This is a genomic window from Klebsiella terrigena, from assembly GCF_012029655.1.
Taxonomy (GTDB): Bacteria; Pseudomonadota; Gammaproteobacteria; order Enterobacterales; family Enterobacteriaceae; genus Klebsiella; species Klebsiella terrigena.
Map to the genome: position 1 here is coordinate 4,510,067 of NZ_CP050508.1, position 15,965 is coordinate 4,526,031.

Sequence of the window (15,965 nt, forward strand, 5' to 3'; positions counted from 1 at the left end):
CTGCCCTTCGTCATCGGAGGGCACTATTTTCGCCCTTTCCGCGGCGACAAATCGCGACCGTTCACTATTTGTTCGCCTTACCGTCATATAACGATCATATAAAACGCCATTAATAGTGCCCAGTTTAACGACGAACCTGGACGCTGTTATGAATAGTTCTCTCGCTGCACTAACCGATACCGATTACCCACAATTTAGTCAGCCGGATACCGATCGGCAGCGTAAAGTCTTAAGCGTGCGCGGCCTGAGCAAGTCCTACAGCGCGCAGCAAACCGTGCTGGACGACATCAGCTTCGATCTCCACGCCGGCGAGCTGGTGGGCGTTATCGGCCGCTCCGGCGCGGGCAAATCAACCCTGCTGCACGTGCTTAACGGCACCCACAGCGCCACCAGCGGCGAGATCCTCAGCTATCCGGAAGTCGGCACGCCGCACGATGTCGCCAAACTCAAGGGCCGGGCGCTGAACGCCTGGCGCAGCGAATGCGGGATGATCTTCCAGGATTTCTGCCTGGTGCCGCGCCTTGATGTGCTGACTAACGTCCTGCTCGGGCGCCTGAGCCAAACCTCAACGCTGAAGTCGCTGTTCAAAGTCTTCCCCGATGCCGACCGGGCGCGCGCGATCTCCCTGCTCGAATGGATGAACATGCTGCCGCATGCGCTGCAGCGGGCGGAAAACCTCTCCGGCGGGCAGATGCAGCGCGTGGCTATCTGCCGGGCGCTGATGCAGAACCCAGGTATTTTGCTGGCCGATGAGCCGGTCGCCTCTCTCGATCCGAAAAATACCCAGCGCATCATGAACGTGCTGCGCGAAATTAGCGAACAGGGCATCAGCGTGATGGTCAACCTGCACTCGGTCGAGCTGGTGAAACAGTACTGCACGCGGGTTATCGGCGTGGCGCGGGGCAACATTATTTTTGACAACCATCCCTCTCAGCTGAATCAGGATATTCTGCATCGGCTGTACGGTGATGAAATTAGCCAATTGCATTAATTTCCACTCACACGGGCAAAATAATGAAACAATATATCACTGGCGCAGTTCGTTTATCCGCAGCGGTAGCGGGCATTATGATGGCATGGCAGGCGAGCGCTGCCGCGCAGCCGAAAGAGTTAAACCTGGGGATCCTCGGCGGCCAGAACGCCACCCAGCAAATTGGTGATAACCAGTGTGTGAAAGACTTCCTCGATAAAGAGCTGAACGTCGATACCAAATTACGCAACTCTTCCGACTACTCCGGCGTTATTCAGGGCCTGCTGGGCGGCAAGGTTGACGTGGTATTAAGCATGTCGCCCTCCTCGTACGCCTCGGTTTATATTAATAACCCGAAAGCGGTCGATATTGTCGGCATCGCCGTGGATGATAAAGACAAGTCTCGCGGCTATCACTCGGTGGTTATCGTTAAAGCCGACAGCCCGTATAAATCGTTAGACGATCTGAAAGGCAAAGCCTTTGGCTTCGCCGACCCGGATTCAACCTCCGGCTTCCTGATCCCGAACCACGCGTTTAAGCAGAAATTTGGCGGCAGCGCGGATGACAAATACAAAAACTTCTTCTCCAGCGTAACCTTCTCCGGCGGCCACGAGCAGGACATTCTCGGCGTGCTGAACGGCCAGTTTGCCGGCGCGGTGACCTGGACCTCTATGGTGGGTGACTACAACAGCGGCTACAGCGTGGGCGCGTTCAACCGCCTGATTCGTATGGATCATCCGGATCTGATGAAGCAGATCCGCATCATCTGGCAATCGCCGCTGATCCCCAACGGCCCAATCCTGGTGAGCAACGCGCTGCCGGCTGATTTTAAAGCCAAAGTTATCACCGCGATCAAGAAGCTGGATACCGATAACCACGCCTGCTTTATCAAAGCGATGGGCGGCACCCAGCATATCGGCCCGGGTAGCGTTGCCGATTTCCAGCAGATCATCGATATGAAGCGCGAGCTGGTGAGCGCCCGTTAATCCCGCCTCCACGCCGTCTCCCGCCGTAGCAGGCGCGAGGCGGCGGTATGCTGAAGACCTCTTGACGTATGAATATTTCGAATACCGAATTTGAACGCTATTACCAGCAGGTGCGCGCGCGGCAAAAGCGCGACACCTTTAGCTGGTCGCTGCTGCTGCTGGTGCTTTACTTCGCCGCGGGCAGCGCGGCTGAATTTAATCTCTTCACCATCTGGCACTCCCTGCCAAACTTTTTCGATTACATGTTTGAGACGCTGCCGACGCTGCATCTCAGCGATCTGTTTGCCGATTCGCATACCAAAGGGTCGTTCGCTTACTGGGGCTACCGCCTGCCGATCCAGCTGCCGCTGATTTGGGAAACCCTGCAGCTGGCGCTGGCTTCCACCCTGGTCGCCGTGGTCATTGCCACCCTGCTGGGCTTTCTCGCCGCCAATAACGCCTGGTCGCCGCCGCCGCTGCGCTTCGCCATTCGCGTTTTGGTCGCCTTTTTACGCACCATGCCGGAGCTGGCGTGGGCGGTCATTTTCGTGATGGCCTTCGGCATTGGTGCAATCCCCGGCTTCCTCGCGCTGATGCTGCATACCATCGGCAGCCTGACCAAGCTGTTTTATGAAGCGGTGGAAAGCGCCCAGGACAAGCCGGTTCGCGGGCTGATGGCCTGCGGCGCCTCACCGCTGCAGCGAGTTCGCTTCGCCCTGTGGCCGCAGGTCAAACCGATTTTTCTCTCCTACGGCTTTATGCGCCTGGAGATCAACTTCCGCTCCTCAACCATTCTTGGACTGGTGGGCGCAGGCGGGATCGGCCAGGAGCTGATGACCAACATTAAGCTCGATCGTTACGATCAGGTCAGCATCACGCTGCTGCTGATCATCATCGTGGTATCGCTGCTGGATATGCTGTCCGGCCGCCTGCGGCAGTGGGTTCTTGAGGGTAAAAAATGAGTCAGTGGCAAAACCAACCGGATATCGCCGCCAGCCGTCGCCAGCATAAGGCGCTGTATCAGGCCCAGGGGCGCTATTTGCGCTACGTCGGCCTGCTGGCGCTGCTGAGCGTGCTCTATTACGTCTGGTTCTTTATGCAGTTTGGCATCAGCGGGGAGCAGCTCACCACCGGGCTGCAGCAAATCAGCCGCTATCTGCTGCGCATGTTCGTGTGGCACGACTTTTTTAACTGGCCGTTCCGCTACTATTTCACGCAGATCGGGATTACCCTGGCGATCGTTTTCGTCGGGACGATCACCGCCACGGTAATCGCCCTGCTGCTCTCCTTCCTCGCGGCGCGCAATATTATGCGCGGCTTGATTCCGGGAATTATCGCCCTGCTGATGCGTCGGCTGTTTGACATCCTGCGCGGGATCGATATGGCTATCTGGGGGCTGATTTTTGTGCGCGCCGTCGGCCTCGGGCCGCTGGCCGGGGTGCTGGCGATTATTATGCAGGATACCGGCCTGCTCGGCCGCCTGTATGCCGAAGGCCACGAGGCGGTAGACCGCTCACCGGGTCGCGGGCTGACCGCCGTCGGTGCCAACGGCCTGCAGAAACACCGCTTCAGCATTTTCACCCAATCCTTCCCGACGTTTCTGGCCCTGAGCCTTTATCAAATCGAGTCCAACACCCGCTCGGCGGCGGTGCTGGGCTTCGTCGGCGCCGGCGGGATCGGCCTGATTTACGCCGAGAATATGCGCCTGTGGAACTGGGACGTGGTGATGTTTATCACCCTCCTGCTGGTGGCGGTGGTGATGGCGATGGATACGCTCTCCGCCTGGCTCCGTCGGCGCTACATCGGCGGCAGCGTGGTGCCGCTGTTTAAATCCTGATAGCGCCCGCCTCCCCGAGGCGGCGCGCTGCACCCGCCCGGGGAGATTAAAGCTGCCAGCTGAGTACCGGCCAGCGATGCTCCTCATTCGCCGCTGCCAGCTGCGGGCAAGGGTTGACCAGCCGCACGCGGTCGGCGTGCAGGCACAGCGGCAGATCGTTGATTGAATCGGTATAAAACGTCACCTCGCCGACGAGCTGCGGATAGGCCTGCCGCCACTGCGCCAGCCGAACCACCTTCCCGTGCTGATAGCTCGGCGTGCCGGCAATCACGCCGGTATAGCCGCCATCAGCCATCTCCACGTCAATGCCTAACGCCTGGTCGATGCCCAGCTCATCGGACACCGCCTGCACCAGCAGGCTGACCGAGGCCGAGATCACCAGCATCTGTTCGCCGCGCGCCCGCAGCGTGCGGATAACCTCCCACGCCTGCGGGTAGACGCGGGGCAGGATCTCCTCGCGCACGCAGCGGGCAACCAGGCCGTCAACTTCCGCCTGCGGGACGCCGATCAGCGGGGCCTGGATTAGCGCCACGTAGTCGGCGATATTCATCTCGCCGCGATCGTAATCCGCCATCAGCATCGCTTCTCGCGCCAGATAGTCCGGGTCGCTAATCCATCCTTCCCTCACCAGGAAACGGCTCCATACCGTACTGCTGTCACCCTTAATCAAGGTGTTATCCAGATCGAAAATCGTGAGAGCGTTGGACATCGTTAATTTTCCCTAATCAGTAAACAGGCCCGCCAGAGCATGCTTTCGAAAGATGACAGCAGAATGATCCGCCCAGCCTCTCCGCCGTCACGCCACCGCCTCAAGGTAGCAAACGAAATATCCGTCCATCAACCCGGGCCGGCATAAAGCCAGCCCGCAGCGGCTCTACGACGCCAGCGCGCCGTTCAGCCAGGCCAGCAGATTTTCAACCGACGGCTGCGCGGGCGCCCGCGACGTCGGCTGGCCCTGCTCGATCAGCAGCAGCGTCGGCAGGCCGCGAACCCCGAGGGTGGCCGCCAGCTCCGGGTGGCGATCGGCATCAAGATAGCGCGTATCCAGCGCCGCGATCCGCGCCGCAACCTTTTCCTGCGCCAGCAGCTGCCAGAGCTTACGGCAGTGCACGCAGCGCTCCGCGCCGACAAACAGCAGCACCGGCCGCTCGCTCTCCAGCTCCTGCACCGTGCTCAGCGGGCTGAAGGCGCTTTCCGCCACCCGGAACAGCTTCGGACTGCGGCGCAGGGTATCGTTGTCGGTCGCCACGCACAGCGCGTCGGCGCTTTTGCTATACGGCTGCACTCCCGCGACCCGCACCACGCTCTGCGCCGGGCCCGCGGCCGCCGCACCGGGCTGGCGTAGCGTCCGCACGTCCACCGCCGCGATCGGCGTCTCCTGCGGCTGCGCCAGCTGCGGGATCCAGGCGTAGGGGATGCGGTAGGCGCGATAGACCATATTGTTATTCAGCGTCCTGCCCCAGAACGGCGAAATATATTCCCAGACAATCTCATGATCGCGGGTCACTTCAAAAACGCGGCCGTTCGAACCTTCGTTAATCAAGGTATTGCCGTTTTCCAGGCGCTGCATATTGCTGATATAGGGGCTGTAGAAACGGTATGAATCGGTCGGCTGCGGCAGATCCGCTTCGTAGGGCGAGTAGCGCCACTCGATATCAAGGGTCAGCGGATTGATTTCGAGGATCCGCGAGTAATCGCGCCAGGCGTTTTTCACCCCGTCCGCCGACGCCGGGTTTGGCGCGCCGTATCCGGCCCAGCCGCCGTTATCGAAGATGAGGATATTGCCCGCGCCCGGCAGCCCCTGGGGGATCATATGCGCATGATGCTGGCCGATAATCCAGCCGATATGCTTGAGCTCAGGCTTACTGTAATCCGGGCCAAGCTGCCAGACGATACTGCCGCTCTGCTTATCAATGATGGCGATGATGTTGGATTCGCGGGCGTCCCAGATAATATTGTCGGGATGGAAGCGCCGATCCCCGGCGTCATACCACCTGTTTGGCCCCAGCGCCGACATCGAGTTGATATGCATCCAGTCGCCCATTCCGCCGCCGCTGGCGCGCATATTGGGGTTGTTGTACAGCGCGGTGCGCGCCGCATCGTCGAAGCCAAGCTCGTGGAAATGGTCGCTGCAGCGCCACTCCCAGACCACGTTGCCCTGCCAGTCGACTTCAATAATCGTGTCATCCAGCAGCAGCTTGTCGGAGATATCGGCATTCACCAGGTTGGTGTGGGCGAGGATCAGCGTATTTCCCCCCTCCACCTGCGGCTCCAGGCCCGGCGCGTAGTAGCCTACCGGATTGCCGGCGCGCTGGTAATCGTGGTGCGCGCGGGCCATCCAGCGCGTTTCGTTGCCGGGATCGCTGACCTGCTCGTAGCGATCGAACTTCCAGGTCACGTTGCCCTCCCAATCGACCTGGATAAGATCGAGCATATCCTGCATGCCGTAGCGCGGATCGCGCTCGCCGCTGTGGCCGAGTATCGCGCCGCCGGACAGGATCTTATTGGGAAATCCGTGCAGTTCAGGCCATTCGCGTACCACCTGGCCGTTCATATCCACCAGCACCGCGCCGCGCTCGGTAGCCTGGAAAAGGGTGTAGCCGCTCCAGGCGCGCGTGGGATCGTAAACGGTGGCGCCGGTCGGGTAAACGGAAGGATGTCCCATGGTGTTGCTCCTTAAATAACGGTATCAGGCAGAGTGGTAATCAGATTGCGGATCCGCCGGCAGGCGGCGGTAAAAGCGGCCTCTTCGCGCCGACGCGGATGGGGAAGCTCAAGGCTCACCACTTCGCGTATCCGCCCCGGGCGCGGCGACAGCACCACCACCCGGTCGGCCAGCGCGACCGCCTCTTCCACATCGTGGGTCACCAGCAGCGTGGTGGTGCCCGCGCTCCGGTGGATCTGCAGTAGCTCCTGCTGCAGGGTATGGCGCGTCAGGGCATCCAGCGCGCCGAAAGGTTCATCCAGCATCAGAATTTGCGGGCGGCCGACGAGGCCGCGGGCAATCGCCACCCGCTGCGCCATCCCGCCCGAGAGCTGGGCGGGCAGCGCGCTGGCAAACTCGGTGAGCTGGACGCGCGCCAGCATCTCCAGCGCCCGCTGGCGCTTCGCCGCCCGGCTCAGCGGCTCGTCCGCCAGGCCGAGCATCACGTTGTCGATAACGTTGAGCCACGGAAACAGGCGCGGCTCCTGAAACACGATGCCGCGATCTTTGCCGACGCCGGTCACCGGCTCGCCGTGGATACGAATCTCGCCCTGGGTGGCGGACTCAAGCCCGACCAGCATCCGCAGCAGCGTTGATTTACCGCAGCCGCTGCTGCCTACCAGCGCCACCAGCTCGCCGGCGGCGATATCCAGGCTGAAGTTCTGTAGCGCCGTCACCTGCTGCCAGGATTTACGGACGTGGTCAAAAGAGACCAGGGGCAAAGTCGTCATAGCGGCTCCTGTTGGCGCCAGCGGGTGGCGCGAATTTCCAGTAAACGTCCGGCTTTATCCAGCGCTGCACCGGTCATACCGATAAGCACCATGCCGCAGAGAATGGTTGGCATATCCAGCAGCTGCTGGGCATTGATCATCAGGCTGCCGATACCGACGCCGGAGGACATGAAATATTCGGCGCCGATATTGCCAAGCCAGGCGTAAATCACCGCCAGCCGCAGGCCGGCAAACATCCCCGCGGCGGCGCCGGGAAGAATGAGCCTGCGCAGGCGCGTCAGGCCGCTCAGGCGCAGCACCCTGGCAACCTCATCCAGCTGCGGGCTGCGCTGCAAAACGGCCTGCAGGGTGCTAAAGAACATCGGGAAGAAGGAGGCCAGGGCGATAAACACGATTTTGCCGCCGTTGTCGTTGCCGACCCATGCGGTCAGCAGCGGGAGCCAGGCAAACAGGGCGATATGGCGCAGGACGTTAAGCGTCGGGGTAAAGATCGCTCCGGCGCGCGGGCGCAGCGCCAGCAGCAGTCCGCAGAGCAGCCCGCAGCCGATACCCAGCGCGCCGCCGGCAAACGCCCGCCCCAGGCTCGCGAGCATCGCCTGTGCCAGCTCGCCGCTGGCCGCGCCCCGAATAAAGCGCTCGGCCACCGCCAGCGGCGAAGAGAATAACGCGCTATCGATCCAGCCCTGCCCGCTGGCAAGCTGCCACAGCGCCAGCAGCACCAGCGGCAGCTGCAGTGACCGCCAGCTGGCCTGCGGTTTCCAGGCCAGGCGCCCGGCCGCCGGCTGCGGCCAGAATACCAGCCGGGAGCAGGCCCGGTTGGCCGCCCACTCCATCGCCATGCCGCTGAGGCCCACTACCGCAATGGTGACGAAGACGATATCCAGCTGAAACAGCTGGCGGCCCCAGACCATCAGGTAGCCAATCCCTTCGGAAGAAGCCAGCAGCTCAACGACGATCAGCGATACCCAAGCCTGCGAAAGCGCCAGTCGCAGGCCGGTAAACCAGCCCGGCAGGCTCGCCGGGATCACCAGCCAGCGCAGCCGCTGCCAGCGGGAGAAGTTCATGACCCTTGCCGCTTCGCTCAGCGTCAGCGGTACGCCGCTGACCGCCTGCTGGGTGTTGATGGTCATCGGCACCACGGTGGTTTTAACGATAACCGCCAGCTTCAGGCCGTTATCGATGCCGAAGATCACCATAAACAGCGGGATCCAGCCCAGCGTCGGAATTTGCGCCAGGGCGTAAAACAGCGGCTCGATGCGCTGGGCGGCGGACGGAACCAGGCCGAACAGCGCCCCGAGCAGCGTTCCGGCCACGGCCCCCAGCAGCAGGCCGAGAGCCAGATGCCGGAGGCTGAATCCCCACTGCGCCAGCAGATCGCCGCTCAGCAGCGACAGCGCGGTATCGGCCACGACCGACGGCGCGGGCAGGATCTGCTCCGCCATCCAGCCTTCGCGGGCGGCGAGGTACCACAGCAGCAGCAGCAGCGCGGGCAGCAGCCACGGCCAGCCGTTTAGCCTGAATGTCGGCCTGCGCGGGGCGCCTGTTCTTAAGATCGTCTGCGACATATCGGTCCACTTTTGCTGAAGGTATGCCGCTATAAAAACGTTCCTTGCGCCCCGCCGCCATTGCGTTAGGCGAATAATCCCGATGCAGCAAATGCATTTCAGCCTGCCGGGCACGCGGCCCCTGGTTTAGCTTTTTTTCAGCTTTGCTCTGCGCATAAAAGCATTTAACACCCGGCCCTTCGGCTCTTTAGGGTGAGAAAAAAACTCAGGGGAGCAACAACTTATGATGAAAGCATTTTTTAGCCGTACCTTACTGGCGCTGGTTGCCGCCGTGGGCCTGCTGGCCGGCGCGCAGGGCGAGGAGCTGCGCACCATCCGCATCGGCGTGCCGGATCAAAGCGCGGGCAGCAAGCCGTTTATCGAAGGGCCCGTCGGCATGGCGTTTATCCGCCATCAGCTGGAAGCGGTGTTTAAGCCGCAGGGCGTGGAGGTGCAGTGGCAGTTTTTCAAAGGCGCAGGCCCGGCGGTGAATGAAGCGCTGGCCAACCGGCAGCTTGATTTTGTCTACCTCGGCGACCTCGCGGCGATTATCGGCAAAGCTAACGGACTCCCAACGCGCCTGCTGTTGGGCAGCCGCGGCTCCGAATCTTACCTCGCGGCCACCACCGCCTCGGGGATTAAAACGCTCGCCGACCTGAAGGGCAAACGGGTGGCCGTCTATCGCGGTACGGCGGACCAGCTGGCCTTCGATCGCGCCCTCCAAACCGTCGGCCTCAACGAGCGCAGCATGCAGGTGATTAATCTCGACTGGAGCGCCGGCAAAGCCGCGCTGGCGGCCGGCCGCGTCGATGCGGTGTGGGGCGGCGTCTCGCTGCTGGCGCTGCGCGGAGATAAAATAGCGGTGGTGGTGAAGAGCGGCGATTCCGGCCGCCAGAACACCACCCAGGCGGGCTTCCTCGGGACCCAGAACTTTATTGCGGCCTGGCCGCAGGCCACCCAGCAGATTATCGACGTGCTGGTGAAGAACGCCGCTGAAATCAGCGACCCGGCCAACCGGGACGCCTGGGCGGCAGAGATGGCGCAGCAGAGCCAGATCCCGCAGGCGCTGTTCCTGGAGGAGCTGCAGCCGCAGGATCTTAACTTCACCACCTCCCCGCGCATCGACCCGTTCCTCACCGACAGCTTTAGCAGCAGCGTCGGGCAGGCGCAATCCGGCCGCCTGATCCGCAGCGCTTTTGACGTCGGCCAGTGGGCGGACGGGCAGTTTGTCGAACGGGCGCTAAAAACGCAGGGCCTGGAAAAGCGCTGGCCGCAGTACGATGCCAAAGGCCAGGCGCTAAACGGCGCTTAGCCCCTCTCCTCCCGGGCCAGGAGCTGCAGCTGATGCTGGCGGTCGGCGTGCAGGATAACCTCTATCAGCTTTGCCACCAGCGGCGGCTGCGCGGCGTGAACCGGGGAGATAATCGCAAACCGGGTCTGCATCAGCCGCCACTCGTCCGGCAGGTCGCTTAGCTCGAGCTTGACCAGCCGGTGGCTGTGCTGGCACAGCGCGAAGCCGTCTTCGCTGGCGAAGCTTATCGCGTCGGTATGCGCCAGAGTTGAGAGCAGCGCGTAGATATGGTCGCACTGAATCGCCGGGGCAAAGTCCTGCTGCTGGCTGAGGGTCGCTAGCACTTTGCGCACCCCGGGCGGCAAGTACGGCGCGGCAAAAGGATAGCGCAGCATCTCCTGGATAGAGACCGGGCCCCGCTTTGCCAGCGGATGATCGGCGTGGCAAACGAAGAAGCAGCGCTGGGGGCTGAGCGGCTGGACCCGCAGCTGCGGATCCAGTTCGGCCTGCCAGCTGTCGGCCACCACAAAAGGATACTGCTGGGTGGTGAGCGCATGATGCAGGGCAAACCAGTTATCAATCTGAAAGCGCACCCGCACCTGAGGCAGCAGACGGTGAAACTCGCCAACGGCGGCCGGGATCAGCCGCGCGGAGGGCGCCGGGCCGCAGCCAAACGCGACCTCGCCGTTTTGCGCATCATCCGCCTCCCGCAGCTGGCTGCTGAGCTCGACGTTCAGCTCCTGAAACCGCCGGGCGTACGGCAGCAGCTTTTGCCCGTGCAGCGTGAGCGTCGGTAGCCTGCTCTGGCGGTCGAATAGCGGATGACCAACGCTCTGCTCAAGCGCCTGAATGCTGCGGCTGAAGGCCGATTGCGACAGGCACACCGCCTCCGCCGCACGATTAAAGGTGCCGTACTCAACCAACGCCACAAAGTTGCGCAGTTGGCGAAAATCCAGATGCATAGACCCGCCCGTTCTCTCTTTTTAGGCCACAAAAGTACTGGAGGGCGGCCCGGCGGCGCAATGCCGGGATGATGAGGATCTTTCACCTTGCCGCCAGCCGCAATCATCGCGCCCGCAAAGTTTCCATGAAATATTGTTGAATAGTGAAATTATTTATTAATAAATGAGATTGAAAATGTTAACGCCAATATTTCCTGCACCGCCGGTATGACAAATTATGCGCGCGCCTAACGTAAGGTTTCGTAAATATCAGCTAATCCCATTCTGGCAATATGGTGAATACGCTATAAATAATTCCGTTCTATAGCTCACTATGAAAATAATGATATGACGCCAAAGCTTGTGCACGCCTTATTATTTGTTCCTTTTTTGATTTTGGCAGGATGTTCATCCCCGGCTAAGCACCCGAAAACCGCGGCCCACCATGAATATGCCCCCATCGACGGTGGTTCAGATGACCTGATCCCGGTCCTCGCCGCGCTGCACGATCAGATGCATACCTGGCACGGAACGCCCTATGAATGGGGCGGCACCGATCAAAGCGGAGTCGACTGCTCCGGCTTCGTCTGGCGCACGCTGAAGGATCGCTTCAACCTGCCGATGGACAGGGTCACGACCAAAGAGCTGCTGCGAATGGGCGAGCGGGTCAAGCCACAGCAGCTGCGCCCTGGCGACCTCGTGTTCTTCCGCATCAACGGCGGCATGCACGTCGGCTTCTACGACACCAACCACGATTTTCTCCACGCCTCGGCAAGCCAGGGCGTAATGCGCTCCTCGCTGGACAATCCGTACTGGAAGTCGGCTTTCTACCAGGCGCGCCGCCTGCCGAAAGAGTATAACGCCCAGATAACGATGAACGACGATCGCCGGCACCTGGCTAAAAACCGCTAATGCCGAATAAGAAAAAGCCGCTGCGCAAAACGCAGCGGCTTTTTTACCCTCTACCGGCAGCGCTCGCTGGCCGGGGGTCAGGATAATCAGAACTGGTAGGTCATGCCCAGGGCAACGATGTCGTCATCGTTGATCGCCAGCTTGTTATCGCTCTTCAGCTGGTTGATTTTATAATCAACGAAGGCGTTCATGTTTTTGTTGAAGTAGTAGGTCAGGCCGACGTCGATATAGTTGACCAGGTCTTCGCTACCCACGCCTTCGATATCCTTACCTTTAGACAGCACGTAGCCCAGGGACGGACGCAGGCCGAAGTCGAACTGGTACTGTGCCACCGCTTCAAAGTTCTGCGCTTTCGTCGCAAAACCGCCGCTGATCGGGGTCATTTTGCGGGTTTCAGAATACATGGTCGCCAGGTAGATATTGTTGGCGTCATATTTCAGGCCGGTAGCCCAGGCTTCCGCTTTTTTACCCACGCCGCGCGCCAGCTGGTTCTGCGCGTCAGTACGGTCAGAGCTGGTGTAGGCTGCGCTGATGGCGAAATCGCTGCCGCCGAAGTCATAGCTTAAAGATGTGCCGAAGCCGTCGCCGTTCTGTTTCTTGGCTTCGCGACCTTCGTTTTTACCCTGATACTGGAGGGTCAGATCCAGACCATCAACCACGCCGAAGAAGTCGGTATTGCGGTAGGTTGCCAGGCCGCTGGAGCGCTTGGTCATGAAGTTATCGGTCTGTGCGGAAGAGTCGCCGCCGAATTCCGGGAACATATCGGTCCAGGCTTCAACGTCGTACAGCGCGCCGAGGTTACGGCCGTAGTCGAAGGAGCCGAAGTCCTTCAGTTTTACGCCAGCAAACGCCAGACGAGTCTTCTGGGAAGAGTCGCTTTCGGTTTTGTTGCCGGAGAATTCGGATTCCCAGCGACCGTAGCCGGTCAGCTGGTCGTTAATCTGGGTTTCGCCTTTGATGCCGAAACGAACGTAGGTCTGGTCGCCGTCCTTGCTGTCATAGTCGCTAAAATAGTGCATCGCTTTGACTTTGCCGTACACGTCCAGCTTATTGCCGTTTTTGTTGAAAACTTCAGCTGCCTGGGTAGCCGAAGAAGCAATAAGACCCATCATCATTAATGCCAGTGAGCTCTTTTTCATTATTCAGTCCTGGTGATTTATTTATACGCGCTAATCAATTCCGGGCGAACGCCCCGTGAAAACAGGAGGTTTTTTAACGCTCCAGTATTAAAAATTTATGACAATGTGGAACTTTTTATAAAAAAGGGTATTTAAATGTATCCGTCATAAAATTGTCATCATCCCTCTCCAGAATGCCCGATCCCGCGCAATAAAACGGCGCGCTAAAAACGCCGCGGTTGGCAAGCGGCCTGAGTCCTGTTACAACATCACCTCGATATCGATATTCCTTTTGAACGGCAGAGAATCATGAGTGATAGCCAGACGCTGGTGGTAAAACTGGGCACCAGTGTTTTAACGGGCGGATCCCGCCGCCTGAACCGCGCCCATATCGTCGAATTAGTGCGCCAGTGCGCGCAGCTGCACGCCATGGGCCACCGCATTGTTATTGTGACCTCCGGGGCCATCGCCGCCGGTCGTGAACACCTCGGCTACCCGGAACTTCCCGCGACGATTGCGTCGAAACAGCTGCTGGCGGCGGTAGGACAGAGCCGTTTGATCCAGCTGTGGGAACAGCTGTTTTCCATTTATGGTATCCACGTCGGCCAGATGCTGCTGACCCGCGCGGATATGGAAGACCGCGAGCGTTTCCTTAACGCCCGCGACACCCTGCGCGCCCTGCTGGATAACAACATCGTGCCGGTCATTAATGAAAATGACGCCGTGGCCACCGCCGAGATTAAAGTCGGCGATAACGATAATCTTTCGGCGCTGGCCGCTATTCTTGCCGGCGCAGATAAGCTGCTGCTGCTGACGGATCAGCAGGGCCTGTTCACCGCCGACCCGCGCAATAATCCGCAGGCCGAGCTCATTACGGACGTGCACGGTATTGACGACGCCCTGCGCGCAATTGCCGGCGATAGCGTTTCCGGACTCGGCACCGGCGGGATGGGCACCAAGCTGCAGGCCGCCGACGTCGCCTGCCGTGCGGGCATCGATACCATCATTGCCGCGGGCAGCCGTCCTGGGGTAATTGGCGACGTGATGCAGGGCGTATCGGTCGGTACGCGTTTTCACGCGCAGGAGTCGCCGCTGGAGAACCGCAAGCGCTGGATTTTCGGCGCCCCGCCGGCGGGAGAACTCACCGTCGATGCCGGTGCGGTGCAGGCGATTCTGGAACGAGGCAGCTCGCTGCTGCCGAAAGGTATTAAAGTCGTGACCGGCAACTTCTCGCGCGGCGAAGTTATCCGCATCCGCAATAGCGACGGCCGCGACATTGCTCACGGCGTAAGCCGTTACAACAGCGATGCGCTGCGCCTGATTGCCGGCCAGCACTCGCAGCAGATTGACGCGATCCTCGGCTATGAGTATGGCCCGGTCGCCGTCCATCGTGACGATATGATTATCCGTTAAGGAGCTGAAAATGCTGGAACAAATGGGCATAGCTGCCAAGGCGGCCTCTTACAAACTCGCGCTGCTTTCCAGCCGCGAAAAGAACCGGGTGCTGGAGAAGATTGCCGACTATCTGCAGGCCGAGACCGAGACTATTCTGCAGGCTAACACCGAGGATCTGGCGGAAGCTCGCGCCAACGGCCTGAGCGAAGCCATGCTCGATCGCCTGGCGCTCACGCCGGCGCGCCTCGACGGGATAGCCAACGACGTTCGCCAGGTGTGCAGCCTGGCCGATCCGGTGGGTCAGGTCATCGACGGCGGGCTGCTCGACAGCGGCCTGCGTATTGAACGCCGTCGCGTTCCGCTGGGCGTCATCGGCGTTATCTACGAAGCGCGCCCAAACGTCACCGTCGACGTCGCCTCCCTGTGCCTGAAAACCGGCAACGCGGCGATTCTGCGCGGCGGGAAAGAAACCTGGCGTACCAACGCCGCGACGGTGAAGGTCATCCAGCTGGCGCTGGAAGAGTGTGGCCTGCCGGCCGCTGCGGTCCAGGCGATTGAGAGCCCAGACCGGGCGCTGGTCGGCGAGCTGCTGAAGATGGATAAGTATATCGATATGCTGATCCCTCGCGGCGGCGCGGGCCTGCACAAGCTGTGCCGCGAGCAGTCAACGATCCCGGTCATCACCGGCGGCATTGGCGTGTGCCATATCTTTGTTGATGAGTCCGCCGAGATTGAGCCGGCGCTGAAGATCCTCGTCAACGCTAAAACCCAGCGGCCAAGCACCTGCAACACCGTCGAAACCCTGCTGGTGCATGAGAACATCGCCGGGCGTTTCCTGCCTGCGCTGAGCAAGCAGATGGCGGAAAGCGGCGTGACGCTGCACGCTGACGCGCGCTCGCTGCCGGTACTGCAGAACGGCCCGGCGAGCGTAGAGCCGGTGAAGGCCGAGCAGTACGACGACGAGTTTCTGTCGCTGGATCTGAACGTCAAAGTCGTTGCCGACCTCGACGACGCCATTGCGCATATCCGCCAGCACGGTACCCAGCACTCGGATGCCATCCTCACCCGCACCCTGAGCCACGCGAATCGTTTTATCAACGAGGTGGACTCTTCTGCGGTGTACGTGAATGCCTCCACCCGCTTCACCGACGGCGGCCAGTTTGGTCTCGGCGCGGAGGTGGCGGTCAGCACCCAGAAGCTGCACGCGCGCGGCCCGATGGGCCTTGAAGCGTTGACGACCTATAAGTGGATTGGTTTCGGCGACGATACCATTCGTGCTTAAAGCCAGACGGGTGATGCAAAAGTAGCCGGTTGATTCATAAGGCCATTGACGCATCACCCACTTAGTTTTAACCTTTTACCCCGTGATTCACTCCGGTGAACGCGTCCTCTTCAGGGCCGATATAGCTCAGTTGGTAGAGCAGCGCATTCGTAATGCGAAGGTCGTAGGTTCGACTCCTATTATCGGCACCATCTCAAACTATTCCCAAGTCTACCGAAATCACCTTAAAGCCCGTAAAATGCGGCTTCAAGCCCGTATTTTATCTCCTGTTATCA

14 protein-coding genes and 1 tRNA gene are annotated in these 15,965 nt (G+C 60.5%); 9 read left to right on the top strand and 6 right to left on the bottom strand.

Going from position 1 to position 15,965, the window contains the following annotated elements; genetic code table 11:
• Nucleotides 1-148 precede the first annotated feature (148 nt).
• The 4 genes from phnC to phnE (HCK03_RS21180) all read left to right on the top strand — a co-directional run bounded on the left by phnC (nt 149) and on the right by phnE (HCK03_RS21180) (nt 3,772).
• Nucleotides 149-991: a phosphonate ABC transporter ATP-binding protein gene (phnC, locus tag HCK03_RS21165; protein WP_167692143.1), complete on the top strand. Its 843-nt coding sequence runs from the start codon at nt 149-151 to the stop codon at nt 989-991.
• Nucleotides 992-1,014: 23 nt separating this feature from the next.
• Nucleotides 1,015-1,956, top strand: a complete 942-nt coding sequence (phnD, locus tag HCK03_RS21170; protein WP_041144225.1) for a phosphonate ABC transporter substrate-binding protein — start codon at nt 1,015-1,017, stop codon at nt 1,954-1,956.
• A 68-nt stretch (nt 1,957-2,024) separates the two neighbouring features.
• Nucleotides 2,025-2,897 (top strand): phosphonate ABC transporter, permease protein PhnE, encoded by an 873-nt coding sequence (phnE, locus tag HCK03_RS21175; RefSeq protein WP_041144224.1) that lies wholly within the window; start codon nt 2,025-2,027, stop codon nt 2,895-2,897.
• Nucleotides 2,894-3,772 (top strand): phosphonate ABC transporter, permease protein PhnE, encoded by an 879-nt coding sequence (phnE, locus tag HCK03_RS21180; protein ID WP_167692144.1) that lies wholly within the window; start codon nt 2,894-2,896, stop codon nt 3,770-3,772. The genes phnE (HCK03_RS21175) and phnE (HCK03_RS21180) overlap by 4 nt, the downstream gene beginning before the upstream one ends.
• A 46-nt stretch (nt 3,773-3,818) precedes the next feature.
• On the opposite strand, the gene HCK03_RS21185 is transcribed toward phnE (HCK03_RS21180), so the two are convergent.
• The 4 genes from HCK03_RS21185 to HCK03_RS21200 form a co-directional block, all read right to left on the bottom strand.
• Nucleotides 3,819-4,481 carry an HAD family hydrolase gene (locus tag HCK03_RS21185; RefSeq protein ID WP_041144222.1) on the bottom strand — a complete coding sequence of 221 codons (663 nt, stop codon included), beginning with the start codon at nt 4,479-4,481 and terminating at the stop codon, nt 3,819-3,821.
• 165 nt (nt 4,482-4,646) lie between these two features.
• Nucleotides 4,647-6,437 carry an aryl-sulfate sulfotransferase gene (locus tag HCK03_RS21190; protein WP_167692145.1) on the bottom strand — a complete coding sequence of 597 codons (1,791 nt, stop codon included), beginning with the start codon at nt 6,435-6,437 and terminating at the stop codon, nt 4,647-4,649.
• Nucleotides 6,438-6,448: 11 nt separating this feature from the next.
• A complete protein-coding gene (locus HCK03_RS21195) occupies nt 6,449-7,207 on the bottom strand; it encodes an ABC transporter ATP-binding protein (RefSeq protein WP_167692146.1) in 759 nt (252 codons plus the stop codon).
• Nucleotides 7,204-8,772: an ABC transporter permease gene (locus HCK03_RS21200; protein WP_167692147.1), complete on the bottom strand. Its 1,569-nt coding sequence runs from the start codon at nt 8,770-8,772 to the stop codon at nt 7,204-7,206. Before HCK03_RS21200 ends, HCK03_RS21195 begins: the two co-directional genes overlap by 4 nt.
• A gap of 223 nt (nt 8,773-8,995) precedes the next feature.
• Here HCK03_RS21200 and HCK03_RS21205 point away from each other — a divergent pair, with 223 nt between their 5' ends.
• Complete coding sequence (locus tag HCK03_RS21205; RefSeq protein WP_143717154.1) at nt 8,996-10,063, top strand: ABC transporter substrate-binding protein; 1,068 nt, start codon at nt 8,996-8,998, stop codon at nt 10,061-10,063.
• Here HCK03_RS21205 and HCK03_RS21210 read toward each other — a convergent pair.
• Nucleotides 10,060-11,004, bottom strand: coding sequence for a LysR family transcriptional regulator (locus tag HCK03_RS21210; RefSeq protein ID WP_076944608.1), 945 nt, complete (start codon nt 11,002-11,004; stop codon nt 10,060-10,062). The two genes, HCK03_RS21205 and HCK03_RS21210, sit on opposite strands and share 4 nt — an antisense overlap.
• Before the next feature lie 327 nt (nt 11,005-11,331).
• Here HCK03_RS21210 and HCK03_RS21215 point away from each other — a divergent pair, with 327 nt between their 5' ends.
• Complete coding sequence (locus tag HCK03_RS21215; protein WP_041144216.1) at nt 11,332-11,895, top strand: C40 family peptidase; 564 nt, start codon at nt 11,332-11,334, stop codon at nt 11,893-11,895.
• An 86-nt stretch (nt 11,896-11,981) separates the two neighbouring features.
• Here HCK03_RS21215 and phoE read toward each other — a convergent pair whose 3' ends face one another.
• Nucleotides 11,982-13,034: a phosphoporin PhoE gene (gene phoE, locus HCK03_RS21220; protein WP_041144215.1), complete on the bottom strand. Its 1,053-nt coding sequence runs from the start codon at nt 13,032-13,034 to the stop codon at nt 11,982-11,984.
• Between the two features lie 288 nt (nt 13,035-13,322).
• Between phoE and proB the strand changes: the two genes are divergently transcribed.
• The 3 genes from proB to HCK03_RS21235 all read left to right on the top strand — a co-directional run bounded on the left by proB (nt 13,323) and on the right by HCK03_RS21235 (nt 15,881).
• Complete coding sequence (gene proB / locus HCK03_RS21225; protein ID WP_041144214.1) at nt 13,323-14,426, top strand: glutamate 5-kinase; 1,104 nt, start codon at nt 13,323-13,325, stop codon at nt 14,424-14,426.
• Between the two features lie 10 nt (nt 14,427-14,436).
• On the top strand, nt 14,437-15,690 hold the full coding sequence (proA, locus tag HCK03_RS21230) for a glutamate-5-semialdehyde dehydrogenase (RefSeq protein WP_167692148.1): 1,254 nt from the start codon (nt 14,437-14,439) through the stop codon (nt 15,688-15,690).
• 115 nt (nt 15,691-15,805) lie between these two features.
• Nucleotides 15,806-15,881: transfer RNA gene (locus HCK03_RS21235), tRNA-Thr, on the top strand.
• Nucleotides 15,882-15,965: the final 84 nt, after the last annotated feature.

Excerpts from the sequence above, each read along its gene's own strand:
- phnE (WP_167692144.1), top strand. The coding sequence starts at position 2,894 with ATGAGTCAGTGGCAAAACCAACCGGATATCGCCGCCAGCCGTCGCCAG.
- HCK03_RS21210 (WP_076944608.1), bottom strand. The coding sequence starts at position 11,004 with ATGCATCTGGATTTTCGCCAACTGCGCAACTTTGTGGCGTTGGTTGAG.
- HCK03_RS21185 (WP_041144222.1), bottom strand. The coding sequence starts at position 4,481 with ATGTCCAACGCTCTCACGATTTTCGATCTGGATAACACCTTGATTAAG.
- proB (WP_041144214.1), top strand. The coding sequence starts at position 13,323 with ATGAGTGATAGCCAGACGCTGGTGGTAAAACTGGGCACCAGTGTTTTA.
- phnC (WP_167692143.1), top strand. The coding sequence starts at position 149 with ATGAATAGTTCTCTCGCTGCACTAACCGATACCGATTACCCACAATTT.
- phnD (WP_041144225.1), top strand. The coding sequence starts at position 1,015 with ATGAAACAATATATCACTGGCGCAGTTCGTTTATCCGCAGCGGTAGCG.
- HCK03_RS21190 (WP_167692145.1), bottom strand. The coding sequence starts at position 6,437 with ATGGGACATCCTTCCGTTTACCCGACCGGCGCCACCGTTTACGATCCC.
- phnE (WP_041144224.1), top strand. The coding sequence starts at position 2,025 with ATGAATATTTCGAATACCGAATTTGAACGCTATTACCAGCAGGTGCGC.
- HCK03_RS21215 (WP_041144216.1), top strand. The coding sequence starts at position 11,332 with ATGACGCCAAAGCTTGTGCACGCCTTATTATTTGTTCCTTTTTTGATT.
- proA (WP_167692148.1), top strand. The coding sequence starts at position 14,437 with ATGCTGGAACAAATGGGCATAGCTGCCAAGGCGGCCTCTTACAAACTC.
- HCK03_RS21205 (WP_143717154.1), top strand. The coding sequence starts at position 8,996 with ATGATGAAAGCATTTTTTAGCCGTACCTTACTGGCGCTGGTTGCCGCC.
- phoE (WP_041144215.1), bottom strand. The coding sequence starts at position 13,034 with ATGAAAAAGAGCTCACTGGCATTAATGATGATGGGTCTTATTGCTTCT.
- HCK03_RS21200 (WP_167692147.1), bottom strand. The coding sequence starts at position 8,772 with ATGTCGCAGACGATCTTAAGAACAGGCGCCCCGCGCAGGCCGACATTC.
- HCK03_RS21195 (WP_167692146.1), bottom strand. The coding sequence starts at position 7,207 with ATGACGACTTTGCCCCTGGTCTCTTTTGACCACGTCCGTAAATCCTGG.